The organism is Neiella litorisoli, assembly GCF_014773395.1.
In the GTDB taxonomy this organism is placed as follows: Bacteria; Pseudomonadota; Gammaproteobacteria; order Enterobacterales; family Neiellaceae; genus Neiella; species Neiella litorisoli.
On the sequence record NZ_JACXAF010000003.1, the window covers coordinates 288,174 to 310,708 of the forward strand.

General features: G+C 50.8%; 19 protein-coding genes and 1 other annotated feature. Of the genes, 5 read left to right on the plus strand and 14 right to left on the minus strand.

What is annotated here, in order from left to right:
- Positions 1-16 precede the first annotated feature (16 nt).
- Positions 17-790: an imidazole glycerol phosphate synthase subunit HisF gene (gene hisF / locus IC617_RS03455; protein ID WP_191143579.1), complete on the minus strand. Its 774-nt coding sequence runs from the start codon at positions 788-790 to the stop codon at positions 17-19.
- A 386-nt stretch (positions 791-1,176) separates the two neighbouring features.
- On the opposite strand from hisF, the gene IC617_RS03460 reads away from it, so the two are divergent.
- Positions 1,177-1,482 (plus strand): hypothetical protein, encoded by a 306-nt coding sequence (locus tag IC617_RS03460; protein WP_191143580.1) that lies wholly within the window; start codon positions 1,177-1,179, stop codon positions 1,480-1,482.
- 69 nt (positions 1,483-1,551) lie between these two features.
- Here the strand turns inward: IC617_RS03460 and IC617_RS03465 are convergent, their stop codons facing one another.
- The 8 genes from IC617_RS03465 to hisG all read right to left on the minus strand — a co-directional run bounded on the left by IC617_RS03465 (position 1,552) and on the right by hisG (position 8,870).
- A complete protein-coding gene (locus IC617_RS03465) occupies positions 1,552-2,670 on the minus strand; it encodes a phosphoribosylaminoimidazolesuccinocarboxamide synthase (RefSeq protein WP_191143581.1) in 1,119 nt (372 codons plus the stop codon).
- Positions 2,671-2,771: 101 nt separating this feature from the next.
- Entirely contained in the window at positions 2,772-3,113 is a 342-nt protein-coding gene (locus tag IC617_RS03470) for a hypothetical protein (RefSeq protein WP_191143582.1), read from the minus strand.
- 41 nt (positions 3,114-3,154) lie between these two features.
- On the minus strand, positions 3,155-3,889 hold the full coding sequence (gene hisA, locus IC617_RS03475; protein ID WP_191143583.1) for a 1-(5-phosphoribosyl)-5-[(5-phosphoribosylamino)methylideneamino]imidazole-4-carboxamide isomerase: 735 nt from the start codon (positions 3,887-3,889) through the stop codon (positions 3,155-3,157).
- A complete protein-coding gene (hisH, locus tag IC617_RS03480) occupies positions 3,886-4,500 on the minus strand; it encodes an imidazole glycerol phosphate synthase subunit HisH (RefSeq protein WP_191143584.1) in 615 nt (204 codons plus the stop codon). Before hisH ends, hisA begins: the two co-directional genes overlap by 4 nt.
- Positions 4,500-5,570 carry a bifunctional histidinol-phosphatase/imidazoleglycerol-phosphate dehydratase HisB gene (gene hisB / locus IC617_RS03485; RefSeq protein ID WP_191143585.1) on the minus strand — a complete coding sequence of 357 codons (1,071 nt, stop codon included), beginning with the start codon at positions 5,568-5,570 and terminating at the stop codon, positions 4,500-4,502. The genes hisH and hisB overlap by 1 nt, the downstream gene beginning before the upstream one ends.
- Positions 5,567-6,646, minus strand: coding sequence for a histidinol-phosphate transaminase (gene hisC, locus IC617_RS03490; protein WP_191143586.1), 1,080 nt, complete (start codon positions 6,644-6,646; stop codon positions 5,567-5,569). The genes hisB and hisC overlap by 4 nt, the downstream gene beginning before the upstream one ends.
- Entirely contained in the window at positions 6,643-7,950 is a 1,308-nt protein-coding gene (gene hisD, locus IC617_RS03495) for a histidinol dehydrogenase (protein ID WP_191143587.1), read from the minus strand. Before hisD ends, hisC begins: the two co-directional genes overlap by 4 nt.
- Positions 7,951-7,970: 20 nt before the next feature.
- A complete protein-coding gene (gene hisG, locus IC617_RS03500) occupies positions 7,971-8,870 on the minus strand; it encodes an ATP phosphoribosyltransferase (protein WP_191143588.1) in 900 nt (299 codons plus the stop codon).
- A gap of 29 nt (positions 8,871-8,899) precedes the next feature.
- Positions 8,900-9,030: a sequence feature (His leader region), on the minus strand.
- A 222-nt stretch (positions 9,031-9,252) separates the two neighbouring features.
- Between hisG and IC617_RS03505 the strand changes: the two genes are divergently transcribed.
- Positions 9,253-9,558: a hypothetical protein gene (locus IC617_RS03505; protein WP_191143589.1), complete on the plus strand. Its 306-nt coding sequence runs from the start codon at positions 9,253-9,255 to the stop codon at positions 9,556-9,558.
- Here IC617_RS03505 and IC617_RS03510 read toward each other — a convergent pair.
- The 5 genes from IC617_RS03510 to IC617_RS03530 form a co-directional block, all read right to left on the minus strand.
- Entirely contained in the window at positions 9,555-10,235 is a 681-nt protein-coding gene (locus IC617_RS03510; protein ID WP_191143590.1) for an RIO1 family regulatory kinase/ATPase domain-containing protein, read from the minus strand. The genes IC617_RS03505 and IC617_RS03510 overlap by 4 nt on opposite strands.
- A 352-nt stretch (positions 10,236-10,587) precedes the next feature.
- The gene (locus IC617_RS03515; RefSeq protein ID WP_191143591.1) at positions 10,588-11,112 is read right to left on the minus strand and encodes a TspO/MBR family protein; all 525 of its coding nucleotides are present in this window, start codon (positions 11,110-11,112) and stop codon (positions 10,588-10,590) included.
- A gap of 16 nt (positions 11,113-11,128) precedes the next feature.
- Complete coding sequence (locus IC617_RS03520; protein WP_191143592.1) at positions 11,129-12,145, minus strand: NAD(P)/FAD-dependent oxidoreductase; 1,017 nt, start codon at positions 12,143-12,145, stop codon at positions 11,129-11,131.
- A gap of 81 nt (positions 12,146-12,226) precedes the next feature.
- Positions 12,227-14,656: a carbohydrate binding family 9 domain-containing protein gene (locus IC617_RS03525; RefSeq protein ID WP_191143593.1), complete on the minus strand. Its 2,430-nt coding sequence runs from the start codon at positions 14,654-14,656 to the stop codon at positions 12,227-12,229.
- Between the two features lie 112 nt (positions 14,657-14,768).
- On the minus strand, positions 14,769-16,451 hold the full coding sequence (locus IC617_RS03530) for a cyanophycinase (protein ID WP_191143594.1): 1,683 nt from the start codon (positions 16,449-16,451) through the stop codon (positions 14,769-14,771).
- Positions 16,452-17,074: 623 nt separating this feature from the next.
- Here IC617_RS03530 and IC617_RS03535 point away from each other — a divergent pair.
- From IC617_RS03535 to iadA, 3 genes are all read left to right on the plus strand, one after another.
- On the plus strand, positions 17,075-19,717 hold the full coding sequence (locus IC617_RS03535; protein ID WP_191143595.1) for a TonB-dependent receptor: 2,643 nt from the start codon (positions 17,075-17,077) through the stop codon (positions 19,715-19,717).
- Between the two features lie 83 nt (positions 19,718-19,800).
- On the plus strand, positions 19,801-21,282 hold the full coding sequence (gene yfcC / locus IC617_RS03540) for a putative basic amino acid antiporter YfcC (protein ID WP_191143596.1): 1,482 nt from the start codon (positions 19,801-19,803) through the stop codon (positions 21,280-21,282).
- 7 nt (positions 21,283-21,289) lie between these two features.
- The gene (gene iadA / locus IC617_RS03545) at positions 21,290-22,459 is read left to right on the plus strand and encodes a beta-aspartyl-peptidase (protein ID WP_191143597.1); all 1,170 of its coding nucleotides are present in this window, start codon (positions 21,290-21,292) and stop codon (positions 22,457-22,459) included.
- Positions 22,460-22,535: the final 76 nt, after the last annotated feature.

Consider the following 22,535-nt stretch of genomic DNA (forward strand, 5'->3'; position numbering starts at 1 on the left):
ATCCTTGTCGTTGCGATTAGTAGCGGATCGCGACATTTTGCTTGCGTAAGAAGTTCTTTAGCTCGTGCATATCAATAATGGCTTTGTGGAACACACTGGCAGCCAGCGCGCCATCGACATCGGCGAGGTTAAACGCATCGGCGAAATGTTGCATAGTGCCAGCACCGCCAGAGGCGATCAGCGGCACGTCACAACGTTGGCGCACCAGTTTGAGTTGCTCTAAATCATAGCCGTCACGGACGCCGTCTTTATTCATGCAGTTGAGCACAATTTCGCCAGCTCCGCGGCGCTGTACTTCTTCCACCCAATCAAGGGTATTCCAGCTGGTGGTTACGGTGCGCGTTTCATCGCCGGTGTACTGCTTCACCTGATATGTGCCAGTGTCGCTATTAAAGTAGCTGTCGATACCAACCACCACGCACTGTTTGCCAAAGGCCTGCTCCATCTCAGTAATTAACTCTGGATTGGCTAGTGCAGGGCTGTTAATCGAAATTTTGTCGGCGCCGTTGAGCAAAATTCGGCGGGCATCATCAACGGTTTTGATACCGCCGGCGACGCAAAATGGAATGTCGATGACTTCTGCTACTCGGCTTACCCAGCTCTTATCAACGACGCGAGCATCGGATGAGGCGGTAATGTCGTAAAACACCAATTCATCGGCACCGACTTCGGCATATTTTTGTGCCAATGGCACGATATCGCCAATGATTTCATGATTGCGGAATTGCACGCCCTTGACGACTTTACCGTCGCGTACGTCCAAACAAGGAATAATGCGCTTGGCTAACATGAGTTGCCTACACCTTTTAATTGAATATCAGTCCGTTATTGATTGCCTGCAAGGCTCAGTAAAAGCCCAATCACATGGTTTGCATAGGGTGTTTGCTTTCTGACTCAATTCGAAATTTATTCGGGAAAGAAATATGCAGATTTGATGATTAACGATGCAGGCAAAACCTGTGCGGCATTATGCCAAAACTGCAAGCAAGTAACTAGAGCCTGTTGAACCCGCAGGGAGCCTTTCGATTTATGACAGATATATATGAGAAATTTGAATTTTTTGTTACGTAAATATTGGTAGTGATTTTAATCACGAAAAATAAGTCGGAAAAACGGCACTATTTGCTCATCGAAATATTCTTGTAACATTCATCATTATAATGAGAGGGTTTTGCTATGAAGACTTTTTTCTCCGCGCTAGCCACGTTGTCCCTGCTTGTTGCTCCTACTGCATTGGCTAACAACGCCAAATCCCAGATTGAGTTTCAATCGACCGATAATTCCTTTGAGACCAGCGTTTGTATCATTGCTGCTGAGTTTGGTCTGGGCACTGCCTATGACGTGCTTCGCCAAAATGGCAGCAGCGTTGCCAAATTCAACCGAAAATTTGATTGTAACGGCATGGACTTGAGAACATTTGCACGTCGTATGGGAAACCATATTGAGGACGATCAAATGGAAACCGCATTAGCGAAAAACTAATGACCATTTGTGAGCAATAACAACAAAGCCCGCGATTTGCGGGCTTTGTCATTTTTTACGTTTTAGGTATTAGTCAATCAAGCCGTACTGATCGCGCAAGATGTCGATGATCTCCGCCTTCGGGTTGTCCGACAGGTGAAGCTTCTGGCCGGTAATTTTCTCGGCAATGCCAACATAGGTTGTTGATACAGCCATTAACGCATCAAGCGGCAGCTCGTTATCACGGGCTAATGCCTCGCGCTCAGCCATGCGCTCTTTGTTAAGCAGAATATCCGGATCGGGGAAGTGGTTGAGTAAGAATTGACGAAAGCCTTCTTTCGAGTTTTCAACGATTTTGCCATCTCGATAAGCGGCGCCATCCCAAATACGTGACGAGTCAGGAGTACCCACTTCGTCCATATAAATCAGTTTGTCATTGCCTGCAGCATCGGTGACATAACCAAACTCGAATTTAGTATCGACAAAGATCTGGTCCAGCTCGGCTAGAGCATCGCTAATGACACCAAAGCCATCTTTCAGCAATTTTTCATACAGGCTGATGTCTTGTTGCTGCTGGAAGCCAAAGGCGCCGAAGCTGTTTTCGATTGCTTGGCGCGTAATATTGACATCATCGGCTTCTGGAACATCGGGAATTCCTTTGAGAATCCCTTTGGTTGATGGCGTTACCAGTAGCTCGGGCAGCTTCTGATCTTTGTTCAGGCCTTCGGCGATTTCAATACCGCAGAATTCTCGTTCGCCATTGGCATAGGCGCGCCACATGGAGCCGGTGATGTACTGGCGGCAGATGGCTTCAACCATCACCGGACGTGCTTTTTGCACAATCCAGACAAATGGGTGCGGGATGTCAAGAATGTGGCTGTCGGCCAAACCGTTTTCTTTAAATAGCTTGAACCAATGGTTGGACACTGCGTTTAATGCTGCGCCTTTGCCCGGTACGCCTTTGAGGCCACCTTCACCATGCCAGATGCAATCGAATGCTGAGATACGATCGCTGATCACCATGATCGCCAGCGGCGCATCGGCTGCGACGTCATAGCCTTTTTCTGCAATCAAGCGGCGACTATCGGCTTCGGTCAGCCAATAGACGGAGCGGACTTTACCGCTATGGACAGGTTTGTCGGTACGGATCGGCAGATCGTTGTTAACGGCGAGAACTTTGTTGGCTAATGAAGTATCAGCAGCACTCATGATGAATAGTCCTAAACATTGGCTGGCTTGCTAAGAGGCCGCGATCATACCAAAAATTAAGGACTAAGCCATGTTTGATGAATTGAACGGTAACCTTACAGCTAGATGGTAAAAATTAGCAGCCAATAAAACGCAACCACCCCAGGGACCGCATGAAATAATAGTGGTGGGTAGCGCTTGATAGTTTCCCAGTCAGGAACGATAAAGAGGGGATCAAGCTTGGAAAGCCATGAGCCAATTAGGGCAAGGGTGGTTTTGATATAGGTCCGATAAAAGCTGCTAATAACGGCAATTAGCTGGACTTGCAGCAATAAAACAAAGAGCTCAAGCCCAACGAAATCAATCAGTAGTCCCAACGCAATCACCTCTGGCATCACAAAGGTGATAAGCGTTAAAACTACAATGGAGCTAACCACAGTCCATGTTTTGCTCTGTTTATACATTTTGATAATCCATCATCGAAATTTTATGGCTTGGCGTCGGACTATTCAGCCCAAGTATCAAAAGCCTGTTTGGCGCTGAATTTGCCTTCCAGTAGCGCTCGACCAACAATCACGCCAGCGACCTTGGTTGGTTTAAGTGCGGCAATGTCATCAAGGTTGCCAATACCGCCAGAGCTTTGCCAAGCAATGCCTGGGTATTTGCGGGTCATTTCGGCATACAGCTCGACGTTCGAGCCTTGCAACGTGCCATCACGACTAATATCGGTACATAACACATGCTTCAGACCGGCGGCTTCGTAATGCTCAATTAATTGCTCAAGCGTCATTGCTGAGCTTTCTTGCCAGCCAGAAATCGCAACGTGCTTGTTGCCGTCTTCGTCAATATTGATATCAAGCGCGAGAACAATATGCTCAGCACCGTATTTGCGCATCCAATTGGCGACCAACTCAGGCTCTTTGACTGCTAGCGAGCCAATCACCACACGCTTAGCGCCTATGTCCAATAGTTGTTTGACATCTTGCTCCGAGCGAATGCCGCCACCCACTTGAATCTTTGCATCGGTCTTTTCGATTAATTCAGCAATCGTCGTGAGCTGACGGGCGCTGGTGTCTTTGGCACCATCTAAGTCGACCAAGTGCAACCATTCTGCACCGGCCTGCTGGTAGTGTTGAAATTGCTCGACCGGATTAAAGCTATAGGTGGTTTTCTGAGCGTAGTCACCTTGATACAAGCGAACCACTTCGCCGCCTATTAAATCGAGGGCAGGGATGATCATTCCGTTAACTCCAGGAAGTTCTTCAACAGTTTGGCGCCAGCTTCGGCCGAGCGCTCGGGGTGGAATTGCACGCCGTAGAAATTGTCTTTACATACTGCTGCGCTAAACACATCGCCATATTCGCAGCTTGCCGCCGTGTAGGTATCTGACACTGGCAAGCAAAAGCTATGGACGAAGTAGAAATAAGTACCGGTTGGAATACCTTTGAATAGTGGATTCACACCCACTGGAGTGATGCTGTTCCAGCCCATGTGAGGCAGTCGCAAACCATCTTCAGCGTGCATTGCCTTGACCGTACCCGGCACAATATCGAGCATATCAACGTGGCTTTCATCAGAGTATTCGGCCAGTAATTGCATGCCCAAACAAATACCCAGAACCGGTTGCGTGAGGCTGCGAACTAACTCAATGAGGTCACGTTCAGCGAGGTTTTTCATTGCCTCACCAGCGCTGCCAACACCCGGCAGAAATACTTTGTCGGCGCTGCGAATGACGTCATGATCGCCGCTGACAATGGGGCTGTACCCTAAACGCTCAATGGCGTATTTAACCGATGCAATATTGGCGCAGCCGGTATCGACAATCACGATTTTCAAGTTAGAGCAAACCATTACAACACTCCTTTCGAGCTTGGCATCGCATCGCCTTTGAGCTCAATGGCTTGACGCAGAGTGCGGGCAAATACCTTAAACAAGCCTTCGACCTGATGATGAGCATTGCCTTTGCCTGCTTTTAAATGCAGCGTGGCGCCCAAGGTGGTGCTCAAGCTATGGAAGAAGTGCGGCACCATTTCCGTGGCCAGCTCGCCGACCATTTCGCGGTCGAAGTCGGCATCAAACACAAAATAAGGGCGTCCAGATAAGTCCAGACTACAGCTGGCTTCCACTTCATCCATTGGCAGGGTAAAGCCATAGCGGCCAATGCCGCGCTTATTGCCCAATGCTTTTTTCAGCGCTTCGCCGAGCGCTAATGCACAATCTTCGACACTGTGGTGATCATCAATATGAATATCGCCATCACAGGTGAGCTGCAGCTGGAAGCCGCCGTGGGTGCAGATCTGCTCAAGCATATGGTCGAAGAAGCCAACGCCAGTTTTCAGCACGTTGCCGCCTTGCTTGTCGAGGTTGACCTTGACGTGAATGTCAGTCTCGCGGGTCTTGCGGGTGACTTCAGCAACACGCTCTTGATTGAGCAGTTGATCGACAATCTCATTCCAACCGAGTGACTCTCGATTGTATTGGAGGCCGACGATGCCCATGTTTTCTGCTAACTGCATATCGGTGGCGCGATCGCCAATGACATAGGAATTTTCGAAGTCGACTTTGCCTTCACTCAAGTAGGATTGAACCAACCCCAGCTTGGGTTTGCGACAGGTGCAGTTGTCTTCGTCAAAGTGAGGGCAGATCAGCACGTCGTCCCAAACGATGCCTTGGGATTCGAGCAGCTGCATCATTTTGTCATGGGGCGCGTCAAAGTCCGCTTGCGGGAAACTGTCGGTGCCCAAACCGTCTTGATTACTGACCATCACTAAACGGAAGCCTGCTTTTTGCAATTGCAACAGTGCGGGCACTACCGCCGGTTCGTAAACCAGTTTTTCTAGGGTATCGAGTTGGTAATCAACCGGTGGCTCTTCAACAAGAGTGCCATCACGATCGATAAATAGAATTGCTTGGCGGCTCACATGGCCTCCTTAAAATAGGCTTGCAAGGCGCTGGTTGTCCGCGCCATTTCTTGTTCGGTACCAATGGTGACGCGAATGCAGTTTTGCAGCGTCAGCTGTTTGGATTGGTTGCGCAGGATGATGCCAGCATCGGCCATGGCTTTCATGCACGCCAAGGCATTGGGTACCCGAAACAACACATAGTTACCACTGGATGGGAAGACGTCAGTCAACTCTTGCATGGTTGCAGCAAACTCGGCGCGCAATGCATTGAGGCCTGCAACCTCAGCGGCAACCGCTTTGAGGTTGTCATCAGACAATGCCTGAATAGCCACTTGGGCAACTGGCTCAGGCACTGGATAAGGCGCAATTACTTTGGCTAATTGCTGAATAACAGCTTCATTGGCCAAGGTGAAACCGCAACGGATCCCAGCTAACGCAAAGGCTTTAGACAGGGTGCGCAGTACCACCAAATTAGGAAATTCACTAAGCCAGCTGAGCACCGATGGTTGTGCTGAGAACTCAATGTAAGCTTCATCAACGACAACCAAGGCTTGGTCTTTTAGTGCTTCGAGCAATTGACGCAATTTGGCTGGCTGCATGTCATGGCCGGTTGGGTTGTTTGGCGAGCAAACAAATACCAGTTTCACTGAGTCCATGTTGGCACTGATGTTGTTGAGAACGCCGTCAACATCGACTTGGTAGTCGTCATCAAGGGGGACATTCACCACATCAACCAAGTTGGTGCGAGCACTAATGGCATACATGCCATAAGTTGGCGGGCAAATAATCACTTTATCTTGCTGCGGCTCGCAGAAGGTGCGGATCAACAGTTCAATGCCTTCGTCGGCGCCACGGGTTGCCAATAATTGTTGATTGCTGACACCAGCATAGGCCGCGTAGCGATCAATCAACTCGGGTGGTTGAAATTCAGGATAACGACCAAAGCGTGAGTCATCCAACTCATAGCTGTGCGAATACGGGTTTTCGTTAGCATTGAGCCAAATCTCGCCATCGCCGCCTAAACGACGGGCCGATTCATAAGGCACCAAGTCGGAAAGTTGCTGACGCAGCAAGCGGGCGGCTAAGTCGCTCATGAGCCGCCTCCATTTTTGTTTTCTAATACTTGAGTACGAACGGTCACGGCATTGCGGTGCGCATCCAGCCCTTCCGCATCGGCAATGGCCGTAACAATTGGCGCCAGACCTGCCAAGCCATCGGCGGTCAGTTCTTGCACGGTAAAGCGCTTGCAGAAGTCATTCAGACTCAGGCTCGAATAAGTGCGTACGTAACCGTACGTGGGCAATACGTGGTTGGTGCCGCTGGCGTAATCGCCAACGGATTCGGGCGTCCAATCGCCTAAAAATACCGAGCCGGCGTGTTGAATGGCGTTCAGGTACTGGCGAGGATTTTCGGTTTGGACAATCAAGTGCTCAGGGCCATATTCGTTGGAAATGGCGACTGCCTCGGTCATGTCAGCACAAACAATGGCAATACTGTTGTCCAGTGCTTGTTCGGCAATACCGGCGCGGCTGAGCTCAGCCAGCTGACGAGCCAAAGCTTCATTGACTTCATCAGCCAGTTTGTCCGATGGCGTCACCACCACGACTTGTGAATCTGGACCGTGCTCCGCTTGTGACAGCAGATCGGCCGCAATAAAGTCAGCATTGGCACGCTCATCGGCAATTACCAATACTTCTGATGGGCCGGCAGGCATATCAATTGCGGCGCCGCCAATGGCTTGCGATACCTGACGCTTAGCTTCAGTAACAAAGCTGTTACCCGGGCCGTAAATTTTATCGACTTTCGGCACGCTCTCGGTGCCAAAGGCCAACGCGGCAACGGCTTGGGCGCCACCGACTTGATAGATCTCATCAATGCCACATAAGCTGGCGGCATAAACAATCTCTGGAGCAATCGGCGGAGGTGAGACCAATACCTTGCGGCCACAACCGGCGATTTCAGCCGGCACACCCAACATCAATACGGTGCTCGGTAGCGGCGCTGAGCCGCCGGGAATATATAAACCCACCGCTTCAATCGCACGACTGTGCATTTCACACAATACGCCGGGTTGGGTTTCGACCGAAAGCGGCCGATGGACTTGTGCCGCGTGGAAACTGCGAATATTGCGATAGGCTTCGCGCAAGGCGGTTTTTAGCGAGGCAGGCAGACTGTCGCATGCTTGTTTCATTGCCTCGTCAGAGAGGCGAATGTCCACTAACTCGACCTTATCAAATTGGGCGCTGAGTGCTTTGAGCGCCGCATCACCTTCGGTTTTGACTCGGTCAATAATGCCGGTCACCGTAGCGGTAATGCTGTCAGACGCCGCCATAGCCGGACGCAGCAACACTTGTTGTTGCTCGGCTGGTGTTAGCGCTGACCATAAAACCTTTTTCATGCTAAGAGTCATGACAGGTGTTACTCCATCATTTTTTCAATCGGCAATACCAAGATTGAGCTGGCGCCCAGTTCTTTGAGTTGTTCCATGGTTTCCCAGAACAGGTTTTCTGAGCTGACCACGTGAACGGCAACGGCTTCGTCAGTGTGGGCCAGTGGCAGTACCGTTGGGTTTTCTGCACCAGGCAATAGGCTGACGACTTGCTCCAATTTGTCTTTTGGCGAGTGGAGCATGATGTACTTGCTCTCTTTCGCTTGCATCACTGCGCCAATGCGGGTGAGGAGTTTATCGACCAACTCTTGTTTGGCAGGCTCTAGCGCCTCGCTGCGCTGGATCAGGCGCGCTTGTGAGCGGAAAATAACGTCGGTTTCGCGCAGGCCATTGGCTTCCAGCGTGGCTCCGGTTGAAACGAGATCGCAGATGGCATCGGCTAAACCTGCGCGTGGCGCCACTTCGACCGAGCCAGTGAGCATACAAGACTGGAATTTCACGCCTTGCTCGTTAAGGTAACGACGCAGCAGCTCTGGGTAAGAAGTGGCAATGCGCAACCCTTGCAGATCTTGTGGCCCGCTGTAATCCATTTCGTTCGGCACCGCGAGCGATAAGCGGCAGCCGCCAAAGCCTAGTTGGGTCAGTGATTTGAACTCAGATGGCTCACCGGCACGGGCTCGCATCATGGTTTCTTCTTCAAGGACGTTTTCACCGATGACGCCAAGATCACAAATGCCGTCCATGATCAGGCCTGGGATATCATCGTCGCGCACTCGCAACACATCAATCGGTTGGTTGGTGCTATGAGCAATCAAGCGTTGATCGTGAATATTAAATTTCACACCACAGCTAGCGAGCAGGGCATAAGTTTTTTCACTGAGGCGACCAGATTTCTGAATCGCGATACGCAGTCTTGAATTGTCCAACATGATGTATTTCCTAAAAAGCAAAGCTAAAAAATAAAAAACCCTCGGGGGCCGGGCCTTCCGAGGGTTCTTGCACTATGGCTGACACACCGTTGGAAGGCTAATCGACCTTCCACGCATCCCGCTCCTGAAAGGTCAACTTTCTGGATGGTGATGATGATGGAGTGTGTTGTTCAAACGCATGTCAGCCACGTCATAATTTGGTGATTTATAATCAGGTGGTTGAACCTACCCAAGCTTGAATAAAAATGCAAGAAATTTTGTGATCCTATTCAAGGAACGGCATCTGCCATAGTGGTGTCAAATATTTGACGGCTGACTAAAGTTTGGCCAAGATACGTCGATAAAGAGCATGAAACAGCTAACTTGTTGAAAAGGATAAGCAATGCCGAATCAAGATCTGATATTCCCCATCTTGCCGCGTCCGGCTCCGAAAGTGGAGCGGGAAAAAAGCAAGGTGCGTCAGATTGCCGAAAGGCCGGTGATCGCGACTTCTGAACAAGAGCAGCACCAGCCAACCCAAGATGAGCTTGACCGTATTGCTCGTGCGCTGGAGCAACGCGATCGCCAGCGCAAACGTCATCCTCAATCGAAAAACAAAAAACTCAAAAAGTTGCAGCAAATGCAGCAGGGCTTTGACGAGCAAGAGCGCGATGACAAAGACGGCCCGCACTTAGATATCATGGCTTAGCGACAGTTGACGGCTTCCGCGCGTCGGTTAACCGCTTTTTGTTTGCGCCATTGCTTAAAACGCCGCCAAGAGCGACTTAGCCAGCGGGTCTTTTCAACCAGCGCAACTATTGGCGCTTCGTCTGGGCGCAATAGCTTCCGATCACGTTTCCATTTGTATTTCACCACCGCCATGCGATCGAGCAGTTGGCTTAGCTCAAACAATTTACCCTTAATTTTGTTCAACAAACCCTTGCCTCGTTGGGGGCGAAAGGTGGCGGCACCAAAATCGAAGATGAAGGCCTGAGTTTGATTCAACATTAAGTTATTGCTGTGAAGATCGTTGTGACACACGCCTGCTTGGTGGATCTGATCAATTTTGCTTTCCAGTGAGCTGCTGTTGTGTCGGTTAATCCCCACTTTGCACTGCTTGAGCTTGCTCATGAGCAATTGATCAGCGCCGAAGGCAATGGGCTTGGGCACGTCTTTGACGCGCCTTAATTTCAGCAAGGCAAACCATTCACGCCGCAATTGCCAGCGACAAATGGTTGCTCGAAACAATTTAGGACGAGCGGAATAATCCTTGAGGATGTATTGCCGATTGTTTCGCTGAACTTCATATACATCAGCTTGTAATGGCCCATCTGCGGCCTGAATGAGGCGGCGATATTCGAAGGGCTTGATATCGAAAAACTTCATCGCAACTACTTAAATCTAGAACCTGTTGATCTTTGGTGTATGATTTTTGTTCGTTCAAAATGCTCTTTTGAGCAAGAAGCGAGCTATGCCGTATAGCAATCTATATAAATAGCGAGCGACGTAGCGAAATGAGCATTTTGACGAACCCTTCGGGCAGCGTTTATTGGCAATTTATTCAGCGTCAGCGATTATTCATTGACGGCCAGTCAACTTCATAATCACTTCCTTGCCTAAATCACCAATAAATTGCTGCAAAAACACACAGCAAAGATCAACAGGCTCTAGTTCAAAACAAAAACAGGGGCGCAGGATAAAAGCAGTTAGCTGACTAAAAGCTGAACAAATCGCGAGCTCATAGCAGGGCCGGGTTATGCTGCCAGAGCCAAAAGTTCAGCACGGCCGCAAAGGATACCCAAGCGAGATAGGGCACGAGCAACAGCGCGGCTACCTTGTTGATGGCGGCAAAGCGACGCAGTACCGCCACAATCAGCAGCCATAAAATGATGATGTTGACCAAAGATGCCGCTCCTAACTGCCAAGCAAAGAACAGCCAACTCCACAGCGCATTGGGGAGCAGATGGACTAGGAATAAGGTCAGCGCGGATTGTCGCATTGGCTGCGCGTGCTGACGCCAAATCAACCATGCTGAAATGGCCATCATGGTATACAAGGTGAGCCAAACCGGACCGAACACCCAACCCGGTGGTGACCACCAAGGTTGCGTCAGCATGGCGTAAAATTCTCGGCTGTTTATCGATGCAATGGCGCCAATGAATGACACTAGGTGACACAAGCCAACAAAAGCCAATAAAACCAGCGCTTGTTGTTTCCCGCTGGGGCGCTGTTGATGATTGAGGTGCTGTGCGGTGATTGCCATTAATTTTGCTCCATTGCTAGCGGCTGACCATCTGCTCGACGGCATGGATCGCGGACCAATAGGCGCCTTCGATTCGCCCACCATGACACCAATCGCCGATCACAGCGAGCCGTTGCTTGCTGTCGAACAAGGGCGCCTGTTGTTGCTGACTTGGTTTGAAGTGAGCATAACGCCAAAAGTGATGGTATTCATGTACCGTGTCTAACTCATGAGCCAATGTTTTGCTAAGCCAAGCCTTGGCATCGGCAATGATCTGCTGTGGTTGGTGATATCGCTGTGTCTCAGAAGCCGGTGTGCAATGGCTCTGGGTGTGTTGTGCAGAGTATTGCGGAGAGAAGTGCAGTAGCCAGACATCATCACAGCCTGCGGGCTTGATCCGCTCAGGCTTGGCAGATAGTCGAGACAACCAAGACACGGTATCGTCACCAAATACCCCTTGTATGGTAGGGCAGACGCTGCCTTTGGTAGCAAGCACTACCGCCCAACAGGGCAGTAATGCGTCTTGTTGGGCGGCGGCTTGAGGCATCCGCTCCGACACTAATTGACGAGCCTGCGTGGCAGGAATGGCGACCACCAACCATTGATAGGCTCCCCATTCTGCGCCGCTGTGATCGGTCAAATACCAGTTTTGATGACGCCGTTCAATGGCCGTTACAGTGACGTTCAGCTGCAGTTTGAGGTTTGCTGCGAGATGGTGTGCGATGCTGTTCATATTGGGCGTACCAACGAACCGCTCGGTATCGTCGGGCGACAGCTGCAATTGGCCGCCAATCATTTTATGTGGAGTAAAGGTCCAGCGCTGAGCGGCGCCACAGTCGAGCCACTGTTTGACTTGTTGGCGAAAGCGAGGCGCTCGAGCGGTAAAATACTGGGCGCCGGTATCAACGGTGGCCCAACTCAAACGCTTGCTGGCGAGGCGGCCACCGCGGCCTCGTGATTTTTCAAACACATCCACATCGTAGCCAAGTCCCTGCAGCTCTCTGGCTGCGCACAGGCCTGCTATCCCTGCTCCTATCACTGCAACTCGGGTCAACTTTAGATTCCAATATATCGGGATTGAGTTGACTGGTACGGAGCCGCGTCAGTGAATGATCAATGGATGCCAGCGATGAGATTAGCGGATCCAGGCATAGCTGAATTTGACAAAGGCGCGGCGATCATTGGCTTCTAAATCAGAAAACTCTTCGTTGGTGTCTTGATATTCCGAGTAGCCGGCATAAAACACCGTTTGCGGGTTGATTTTATAGGCATATAAAAATTCAAATGAGAAGTCGCGACTGTGCGCATCAATGTCTTCTGGGTCGTCATAGAGATAATTGTTTGGGTTCCGCGCATTATTTTTGTAGATCAGGCTGCCGCGCAGAAAACTCTGTACGTTGAATTGATACGTAGCGCGGAAATCGGTTAGCCGAGCAATAAAGACATTGGCGCCGTCGGCATCGAGATCGCGGTAGGTTTGTCGTAGTTTTAACTGCAGGTGTTGATTAGGGCTCCAATCAATCACAGTGCGCAGCAAACGTTTAGTGCCCAATCGGTTGCTGGCAAAATCAATGGCATCGCCGTATTCGAGTTTGGCACTCAGGTATAAGCCCGCAAACGGCTTCACGTCGGTAAACAGCTGGAATATGTCCATGTTAAACAGCGTGGTGTTGCCATCAATATCGAGCGAACTCTGGTCTATCCGTTTACCGACAAGATCGCGGCGGGTGTAAGCAAGGTAGATTTCGCTTTCGTAATTAGCATCCAAACGGGCGCTGACATCGAATTCTTTTTCAATGAGTTCGCCGTCGTCGTTGTGGGTAATATCCCAATCGGAATAGATGCGAAACTTTTGCCACCAGGCACCGTCGCTATCGTTATACCAATAGCGCGCGCCAGCCACTTGTTTGCGCTGATAATCGACTTTGCCAATAAAGCCTAAATCGCCACGAAAGCCACTATTTTGCTGCTCGAAACCAAGTTTATAGAACCAGTCTCTGCCATCGTGGATAAAGCTTGTCCGCAGGGCATGACCGGAAAACGTCTGTTCTTTATCGGTGCGCAGGACTTGTTCGTTGATATCGCAGCCGCTCAAATCGCAGTCTTCTACTTGTTGTGGTTGGCAATCCACGCCATCGTCGGTATCACAAAATTGTTGATACAGATCGTCTGGGTATTCGGTGCGTGAATACAATTTTTGCAGCTGGAAGACATCGGTGTCGTTAAACCGAATTCGACCGTCAATGCCATGGACTTGGTTACGGTAGTCATCAGCCTGACGCAGGGTGGAGATCCAGCCTAGGGTGATGTCTTGGGTGTAATCATAGTTGTAGCGCAAAGCGGCATTGGTTGATTCATCATCTAACTCGGCAACTGACGAGCCGCGGTTACCGGGGATCAAAATATTGGTGGTCTCATCATCGGCAACAAACAGACCAAAGGAGTGGTTATTGTGGCGGCCGGTGATCTTGCCACCGTAATTGGGGGCGTAAATATTGCGGGTGTAGACGAGGTTGTAATCGGTCGAAAAATAATCGGCATTGTCGAGGAAAAACGGCCGCTTTTCTTTCACAAATAGAGTAAAGGTGTTGTTGATGCTCAGCTGAGCCTGATCGGTTTCAACGGTTGAAAAGTCGGGATTGAGGGTGGCATTAAATAGAATATCTGGGGTAATGCCCCAGCGCACATCAAGACTCGGTTCAAATTCGTTGTCTGATTGCCATGGTTGATCTTGTTCTCGGGTTTCATCGCGAGCGATCACCAACGACGGCGTGACGATGAGATTCTGGCCTTGTTTGGCATTGGCAAAGCCTCTGGCTGTTGCCAGTTGGCACAGTTCGCATTTGTTGCCGCGGTCCAAGCGAATATTGGAAATTCGCAAATTTTGTTCGCGCGGGTAGCGTCGGAGTAGTTCAATTCCCCAGTCTTGGGGCTGGTCACTCTCGCGAAAGTTGAGCATACGAAACGGCAGCGCCATTTCGACCACGTAACCTTGGTCGTTAATGTGGCCTTTGCTGTCCCAAATGCCGTCCCAAGCATCGCTTTCGTTGCCGGTTAGCTCATTTTCGATGCCATCAATTTGCACCCCCAGCGGGTTGCTTAAAAAACGGTAAGCGAGATTTTGATTGTTGTAAGTGTCTAATTTGACGCCGACGATATCATCGCCCCAGGATTTGTCGCGATCTTTTAAAAAGGCGCGAATTCGCTCTGGGTTAGGATCGTGAGCAATAAAGCCAATGTACAAACTGGCGCCATCTTCAATCAGTAACGCCTGAGTTTTTACAGGGCTTGGGGTATTGTCAAACGGCCGCGTGACAATATCGAGTTCTACCACGGTCGCTTGCTGCCAAGCTGCTTCATCAAGCTTGCCATCGACTGAGATCGCAAGCTCGGTTTTGGCGACGGTAATGATTTGTTGATTGGCCGACGACGCTTCGGCTGGCACCAAACAGCATGCTAACAAGTAGCAAGCGGCGGCAAATGTTGAGCGAATTAACAACTGATATTCCTTACTACGAATCAGTGACAAAGCGCCTGATATGACGACTTTTAACGAGTTCGCCATTTATTGGCTGCAAAACTACTAAATCGTAACATTTTTATTACCGCCGCCGAGCTGATCTGGATTTGATAAAGCTCCTAATAATTGGTCATAACAGACTGTTCGTACTGAATCTTTAGTCGCTGTTTGGTGACACCGAAATCGCCATATCGAGCCATGAACATTGAGTGGGCTGAGCTTGCGGCTGACAAAACACTTGAGTTTGCTGATCGGCGCTTAGGGTCAGGGCAAATTCTTTGGCTGATTGGATTGCTTCGTCTGACGCCGGCTTGCCGGCAGCGACACGCAATGCCAGCTGTTGGCCTTGCTTCCTTAAACTGGCGTCATAGAACACATCACTTTGATCGGGCAATGTCACGGCTACCTTTGATGTTGGCTGCAAGCCGCTGCCGATGGGCTGCTGATTGACGTGACTGAGGCGGACCGAGCCATCTTCGGTAATGTTGAAATGATCGCCTGCAAACAAGCCATGCCAGCGAACATTGCTGAGGCTGATGCCAGCTTGCGATTTAGTTAAGGTCGCCTGCGCAACATCCAGCAGATGAACGCCGCCCTGGCCAATGACCGTCATGGCGCCTTTGGCATTGCGGCTGTTGGCCAACAGTGCGGTTGCTTCGTCAATGCCAAACCCGAGCCGAGAACCCGTTTGTTTGGCCAGTATCGCGAGCCGAGTATGACGGCCGCGCTCGGCAAAATGGGTATCGCTAATGCCCCATTGAAACAGTCCTAAACCCCCATCTTTTTTGTAGCTCAGGGCATTGTCAGGCAACTCGCCGCAGCTACCATCTTTGTGACAGTTTTCGGCGGTCGCAAGCGCTGAAAATGCGCCATAGCGCAGGGCATTGAGGCTTGAACCATTGGTGATCATCGCCACTGAGTGGCTTTGATTACCGGCCTGAACCGCGGTACCGGCACTGGTGCCGCCAACCACCAAGGTACCCGCTGCTAATTTCTGCTTGATTAACGCCAGCTCGGCCGAGTCACTACCGTCACTGTGGCGAAATGCTTGCACCGTCAGCGACTGATCGCCGCCGTTAACGAAAATGCCGTCTGCCTGCTCAATCAGCGCCAAGGTCAACTCGGGTTGCTGGCAATGGCGTTGTTGCAGACTGACCAAATCGGGGTAAACCGCTTGGCGGTTATGGACGCCCTGAATGCGCTGATGATAAGCGGCCAATTGCTCGCAGCGATGGTCGTCGTTGACGCGGCGAAGTTGTTGCACTGCGGCATCTAACGGTAGCCAATGGACCGAATCAGCGCCGGCGCTGATAAAAGCATTGCGATAAAAATCAACGGGTTCGAATGGATCGCGGGCCGATGCGGTGACCACCAAAATGGTCGGTGAGGTAGCTCTGCTCACTTGTGCCGCCATGGCAACAAAACGTTGATAAATATCGCGGGAGTGATGATTTTTATTGTGGTCGAGGCTGACGACTTCGTGTCGCCGTTGACCGTCAGGCTGTAATTGAGCCACTTCCAGATAATCTTGAATTCGATACCATTCGGCATTGGACGATTGGCGATAGAGAGTATCGCCATTAATGATGTTGCCTTGGTGTTCGATCTGGGTGGCGCGAATTAATTCAACAAACTGACGCTTGCTGAACTGACGCTGTGATGTTTGCCCTTCAATGGCTGTCAATAACAATCGCCACTGCTTGGCCAAGGCATCACGATGATCGGCCCAAATTGCCGAATTAGTCGCTGCTAAAATCTGTTGCTGAGTGAATTTGAACTGCAATGAAGATTTTGCATGGGCAAAATTTTCAGGGATGTCGGCACAATTTTTTGCTGCCATGCTACTGCAGGTTGCGAGTCCACCGCCGGCCAAAAGCAGGTTGTAAGGTGATTCGTTTTCTTGTGATAAAGCAGCAAATGGCAGCGTAATCGCCGCAATAATCGCTTTTTTCAACGATCTTATTTTTCTAAAAGATGGTGCAGGTAACGGGGGCATGGCAACATTATCCAATCTAATTCAAGCCTTTTTTAAGCGAGTAACATGGTGTTGACACGATTGCAACACAGTGATAATCGTAAATAGACCGAGCCGGATATTGGCTCCGATTTTTGTAGCGACAGACGACAACGGATTAACCAGTCATGTTGAAAAAAGCCTGGTCTTTGGCCAGCTATTACTACCAAAACTTCTACCTCAGCGAGTGGTTCGACGAATAGCCACTTGCGGTTTCTCTGACGGCAGATCGGCCTCCTGATCATTGCCCGTCACGCTTTGCTGAGCGTCATCGGCAGCACTAAGTATTTCAAAATAAAACTTGCTAATTGAGCTTCAGACGATAACGCCGATTCGATTTCTGGCCTGTTGCTGCCCGTTGTTTGTCGACAACGGGTATTGCCACCATCGACGTTATCCAACTGGCGCCAGCATTCGCATTTTAACTTCAGGAAGAATGGGAGAGTCAGATGACCCCGAAACTCAATCCAATTATGCGCGCTTGGGCGCTTTGTGCCGCGCTTTCGCCGGCGATGATAGCAACTCATGCGATGGCGGATGATGCCAGTGGCGACGGCGTTGAGCGCATTGTTACCACAGGAAGTCACATCAAAGGCGTTGACATGGAGGGCGCCACGCCGCTGCTCAATATCGATGAGGAATACATCAAAAGCAGTGGTGCCAACACCATTTCCGAATTACTCAAAGATATTCCGCAGTTCCAGCAAGGCACCTTCACCACTCAAGGCGGCACCACCAAGGTTGGTAGTCAGCCAGCTGGCTCGTCAGGTGTATCGCTGCGCGGGTTAGGCACCGCATCGACGCCGGTGTTAATTAATGGCCGCCGGGTGCAGGTCAGCTCGTTTGCCAATGAATCGGATTCATTCATCGATATCAACGCCATCCCGCTCGCGGCAGTGGAGCGCATCGAAGTACTGATGGATGGTTCATCGGCGTTGTACGGTGCCGATGCGGTTGCCGGTGTGGTGAACTTCATCATGAAGCGCAACTATGAAGGCGTCGAACTCAGTGGCTCATACAGCCAAACCACACAGGACGATGATTACAGCAAAACCAATCTCAATGCGGTGATCGGTTTCAGTTACGGCGAATCAAACACCACCTTGGTATTTGACTACTTCGACCGTGATGCCTTGATGCACGAAGATCGTAAGCGCACCCGCGATGCGACGTTCTGGCTCGATACTGCCATTGACGTTGATTACAGCGATTATCCAGACCCATGGGATTGCCCAGAAGAGGACGTTGTTGATACCAAATATGGTCAGGGCTGTTTTTATAACTATGTCCAGTACCGGGCGACGATTCCCGATCGCGAATCGCTTGGCGTGTACTTGTTTAACGACACCAAGTTAACGGACGACACCGCGATGTTCGTTGAGCTCGCTTATCAGCACAATGAAAGCCAATCATACGATGCGCCGTCGAGCATCAGCGGCTTTTCGATCCCTTGGGATCACCCTGATATGCCGCAATATTACGCTGACATTAACGCCGAAGATGGTTACCCAGATGATGATCTGACGACCTACACCCGCTTCCCCGATCGACGCCAAAAAGAGGCCGAGTTGGATGCTTACCGCGCGGTGCTAGGTTTTACCGGTGAGCTGGCGGATTGGTATTGGGAAACGGCAGCCAGCTATGGCTACAGTGAAAACACCATCAAAGCGGTAGGCGGTTACTATCACGAAGATAAGGTTCAGGCTGCTTTGCGCGGCGAGTTATGCGCTGATGGCAGCATTGACTGTTCACCGGATTCCGGTGGTCTTTGGTACAACCCGTTTAACCGCGGTGCTGAAGCCGATCGGACCGTGGTTAAATTGATGCAAGAGAAGGCTCCACGTAAAGGTGAGTCCACCATGTATGCCTTTGATGCCAAAGTATCGGGCGATATTTGGCAGTTGCCAGCTGGATCATTAAGCATGGCCGCGGGTGCCGAGTATCGTTACGAAGAAATTGAAGATAAGCCGGACCAATTGGCACAGGATGGCAAAATCATCAACTTAGGTGTCACCGAAGCGAAAGCCGATCGATATCAATGGTCAGCCTTTGCCGAGTTTTATGTGCCGGTAACGGAAAATTTTGATGCTCAGTTAGCGCTGCGTTATGACGACTACGAAGATGCTGGTGATGACTTCAACCCCAAAATCGGTCTGCGTTACACCCCGTTTGACAGCTTAGTGTTGCGGGCATCTTATGGCACCAGCTTCCGCGCGCCATCATTGTCACAAACTGGCGCAGGGATCACCGAAGGCGAGGGCTACTTGCCTTGTGATAACGAGTACGAAGCACTCTGTTCTGATGACAGTATTTCAGTTGGCGAAGTGGAGTACGATCGCGTCTTTGGTGGTAACCCAAATCTACAACCAGAAACGGCTGACACCTACAATCTTGGCTTATCTTGGGATGTCACTAAAAACCTCAATGTAACGCTCGACTACTGGAGCTATGACTATGAAGATCTGATCGACGTTGACGAGGACTTCATCCTGCAAGCCTATTTGCGCGGCGAACTCGATGCGAAAGCACCTGGCGAGTTGGCCGAAGGCGAGGTTGGCCTTGAAATCAATGCCGATGGCGACTTGCACAAGGTCCAAAACAGCTACATCAATATTGGTAAGCAAGAAGTGGAAGGCTTTGACATTGGCATCACTTACGGCTTTGAAACCAATGGCTGGGGTGATTTTGAATTGCTAGTCGATGCGACCTATCTGGACAATTACAAGCGCTGGCTAACCTCAGACTCCGAGCCTGAGCAATTGGCAGGCGATTGGACTTACCCAGAGTGGATTGCGCTGTCGACACTGCGTTGGGATTACAAGCAATGGCGTGTGTCATTGACTGGTGATTATACCGATAGTTACAACGATGGCCCTTACCAATACGATGATCACCCAACGGTCGATAGTTGGTTGGTATGGCACAGTAATGTCACCTACTACATTGGTGATGATTATGATGTGAGCTTGACGGTTCGTAACATCGCCAACGATGCCCCGCCAATGGCAACTAGCCCAACTGCAGGTGTTGATTTCATCAACCATGACACCTTGGGACGCTACTGGACACTGGCTTTCTCGGCCCGCTTCTAAGGCCAAGCTCAGTTCGTAGGGTAAAACCAACAGGGACGAGGTAGACTCGTCCCTGTATTCCAGTCTTTTGTTTGTGGTTCATTATGAAAACAACAGCTCGCCAAATGCCTGACGCATTTGTCATTCTTTTTGTGGTTGCTGTGCTGGCTTGGTTTGCTGGCATGTGGATCCCCGAAGGGCAATACCAGACCGTTGAGAAAACCCTCGCCAATGGTTCAACGCGGACCGTCATTGATCCTGACAGTTATCAGCGGCTGACGCCGGATGGCCAGAGTAGTCAAGTACCGCTGTTTGCCGAAGGTGGCGAGGCGGGCTTGCTCAATGTGCCTTTCGAAGGGCTAGTTTCGGGCTCGAAGTGGGGCAGCGCCATTGGCGTCGTCGCTTTTATTTTGGTGGTTGGTGGTGCTTTCGGCATCATCATGAAAACCGGCGCCGTCGATCGTGGGATTCGCCAGCTGATTGGTTCTGGTGAACGGGCACTGAATATGCTGTTACCGGTGATCTTTGTGCTGTTCTCGCTCGGTGGCGCCGTCTTTGGCATGGGCGAAGAAGCCATTGCCTTTTGCATTATTCTGGTGCCCATGGTGGTCGCGCTGGGGTTTGATAGCATCACTGCCGTGCTGATCACCTATGTTGCAACTCAAATCGGGTTCGCCACCAGCTGGATGAACCCCTTTAGCGTGGCGATTGCGCAGGGCATTGCCGATGTTCCGGCGCTTTCGGGGATGCCGTTTCGTGCTGGCTGCTGGCTGGTGTTCACCGCCCTTGGTTTGTGGTTTACCATGCGCCACGCCCACCGCATTGCCGCCAATCCGCAGTGTTCTCCGGTCCACGGGCAAGACGATTACTTCCGCCAACAGCATGATCAGGAGCAACAGCAACAGGCCTTTGGTAAAGGTGATGCGTTGGTTTTGTTGACCTTGCTCGGCGGTATCATCTGGGTGATTTGGGGCGTGATCTGGCGTCATTATTATATCCCCGAAATTGCCAGCCAGTTTTTCACTATTGGCTTGGCTTGCGGCATAATCGCCATGCTGTTTAAGCTCAACGGTATGCGCGCCAATGATATTGCCGATGGCTTCAAGCAAGGCGCCGCTGATTTATTGCCGGCAGCGCTCATTGTTGCCTTAGCGAAAGGCGTGCTAATGCTGCTCGGCGGCGATGATGCCACCCAGCCATCGGCACTGAATACGATTTTGCATTGGGCCGGAGAAGGGCTCGGTGAATTTTCATCAATGGCATCGGCGCAATTAATGCTGCTATTCCAGTCGGTATTTAATTTCTTTATTGCCTCTGGCTCTGGTCAGGCTGCGCTGACCATGCCATTGATGGCGCCCTTGTCTGATTTAGTTGGGGTGTCACGCCAGATCTCGGTACTGGCGTTCCAATTAGGTGACGGCCTGACCAACATTATTATTCCAACGTCGGCCTCTTTAATTGGCTGCCTCGGTGTCGCGCGAATTGACTGGGGTGTTTGGTTTCGCTTTATTTGGCCATTGCAGTTGGCCTTGTACGGTACCGCCGCTGCGGCGGTTGCGGTTGCCGTGCTGATTGACTTTACGTGATGTATCTATGCTGACTTTATTAAAAAATGCTCAGGTTTATGCCCCAGAGCCGCTTGGTAAACATGATTTATTGATTGCTGGCGGTAAGCTGATTGCAATGGAGCCTCAGCTTAGTTTGTCCGGCTCAGTTGCGCATCGAGTCATCGATCTTGATGGCTTGATTGTCGCCCCTGGGCTGGTGGACTCTCTGGTCCATATCACCGGCGGCGGTGGCGAAGGCAGTTTTGCCACGCGGACGCCGGAAATGACACTGACGCAAGCGACACGCGGCGGTGTCACCACCGTGGTAGGGGCACTTGGAACGGATGCGACCACGCGCTCGCTGGCGGATTTGGTGGCCAAGGCGCGGGCGCTCGAAGAAGAGGGTATTTCTGCGTATTGCCATACGGGTAGCTACCAATACCCAGTGCGCACCATCACCGGTTCGGTAACCGATGATATCGTCCTGATCGACAAGTTCATTGGTGTCGGTGAAGTGGCTATTTCCGATCACCGTGGTAGTCACCCGAGTGTCGCTGAATTGGTTCGCTTGGCCAGCGAGGCCCGAGTCGGGGGCATGTTGGCGGGTAAAGCAGGTGTCGTAAGTATCCATGTTGGCGATGGCGGCGATCAACTCGATCCGTTATTGGCCGCCGTGGCCAACAGTGAAATTCCGATCCGGCAGTTTTATCCGACCCACATTAATCGCAACCCTGGCTTATTAAATAGTGGTTTTCGGTTTGCCGAAGCTGGCGGCGTCATTGATTTTACCACCAGTCATAATCAGCAAATCATTGATGATGGCGAAGTGCTGGCCGCCGAAGCGTTGGCGTTGGCGTTGAATCGGGGGATCTCGGTCAATAACCTGACAATGAGCTCTGATGGTAATGCCAGCCTGCCGATTTTTAGTCGCGATGGGGAGTTAGTGGGCCTCGAAGTGGGGCGGGTTGATAGCCTATTTGGCGCTTTGCGTCAGGCAATTAAAGAATTCGATGTTGCTATTGAACAAGCGCTCAGTGCGGTGACGGCAACGCCGGCTCGAGTGCTTGGCTTAGCTGACAAAGGCCGCATTCAGGTCGGTAAAGACGCCGATTTCATTTGTGTTGAGCCAACGTCGTTTGCCATTGATGCCGTTTGGGCCAAAGGGCAGCAACTGGTCGCCGCTGGCCAACCCATCAAAAAAGGTATGTTTGAATAACTTGATCGCCCTTACTGGGGCATTTTCAGGGCGCTGCAGGCGAATTGTTGCGGCGACTTTGTTAATTTTTTTCGAA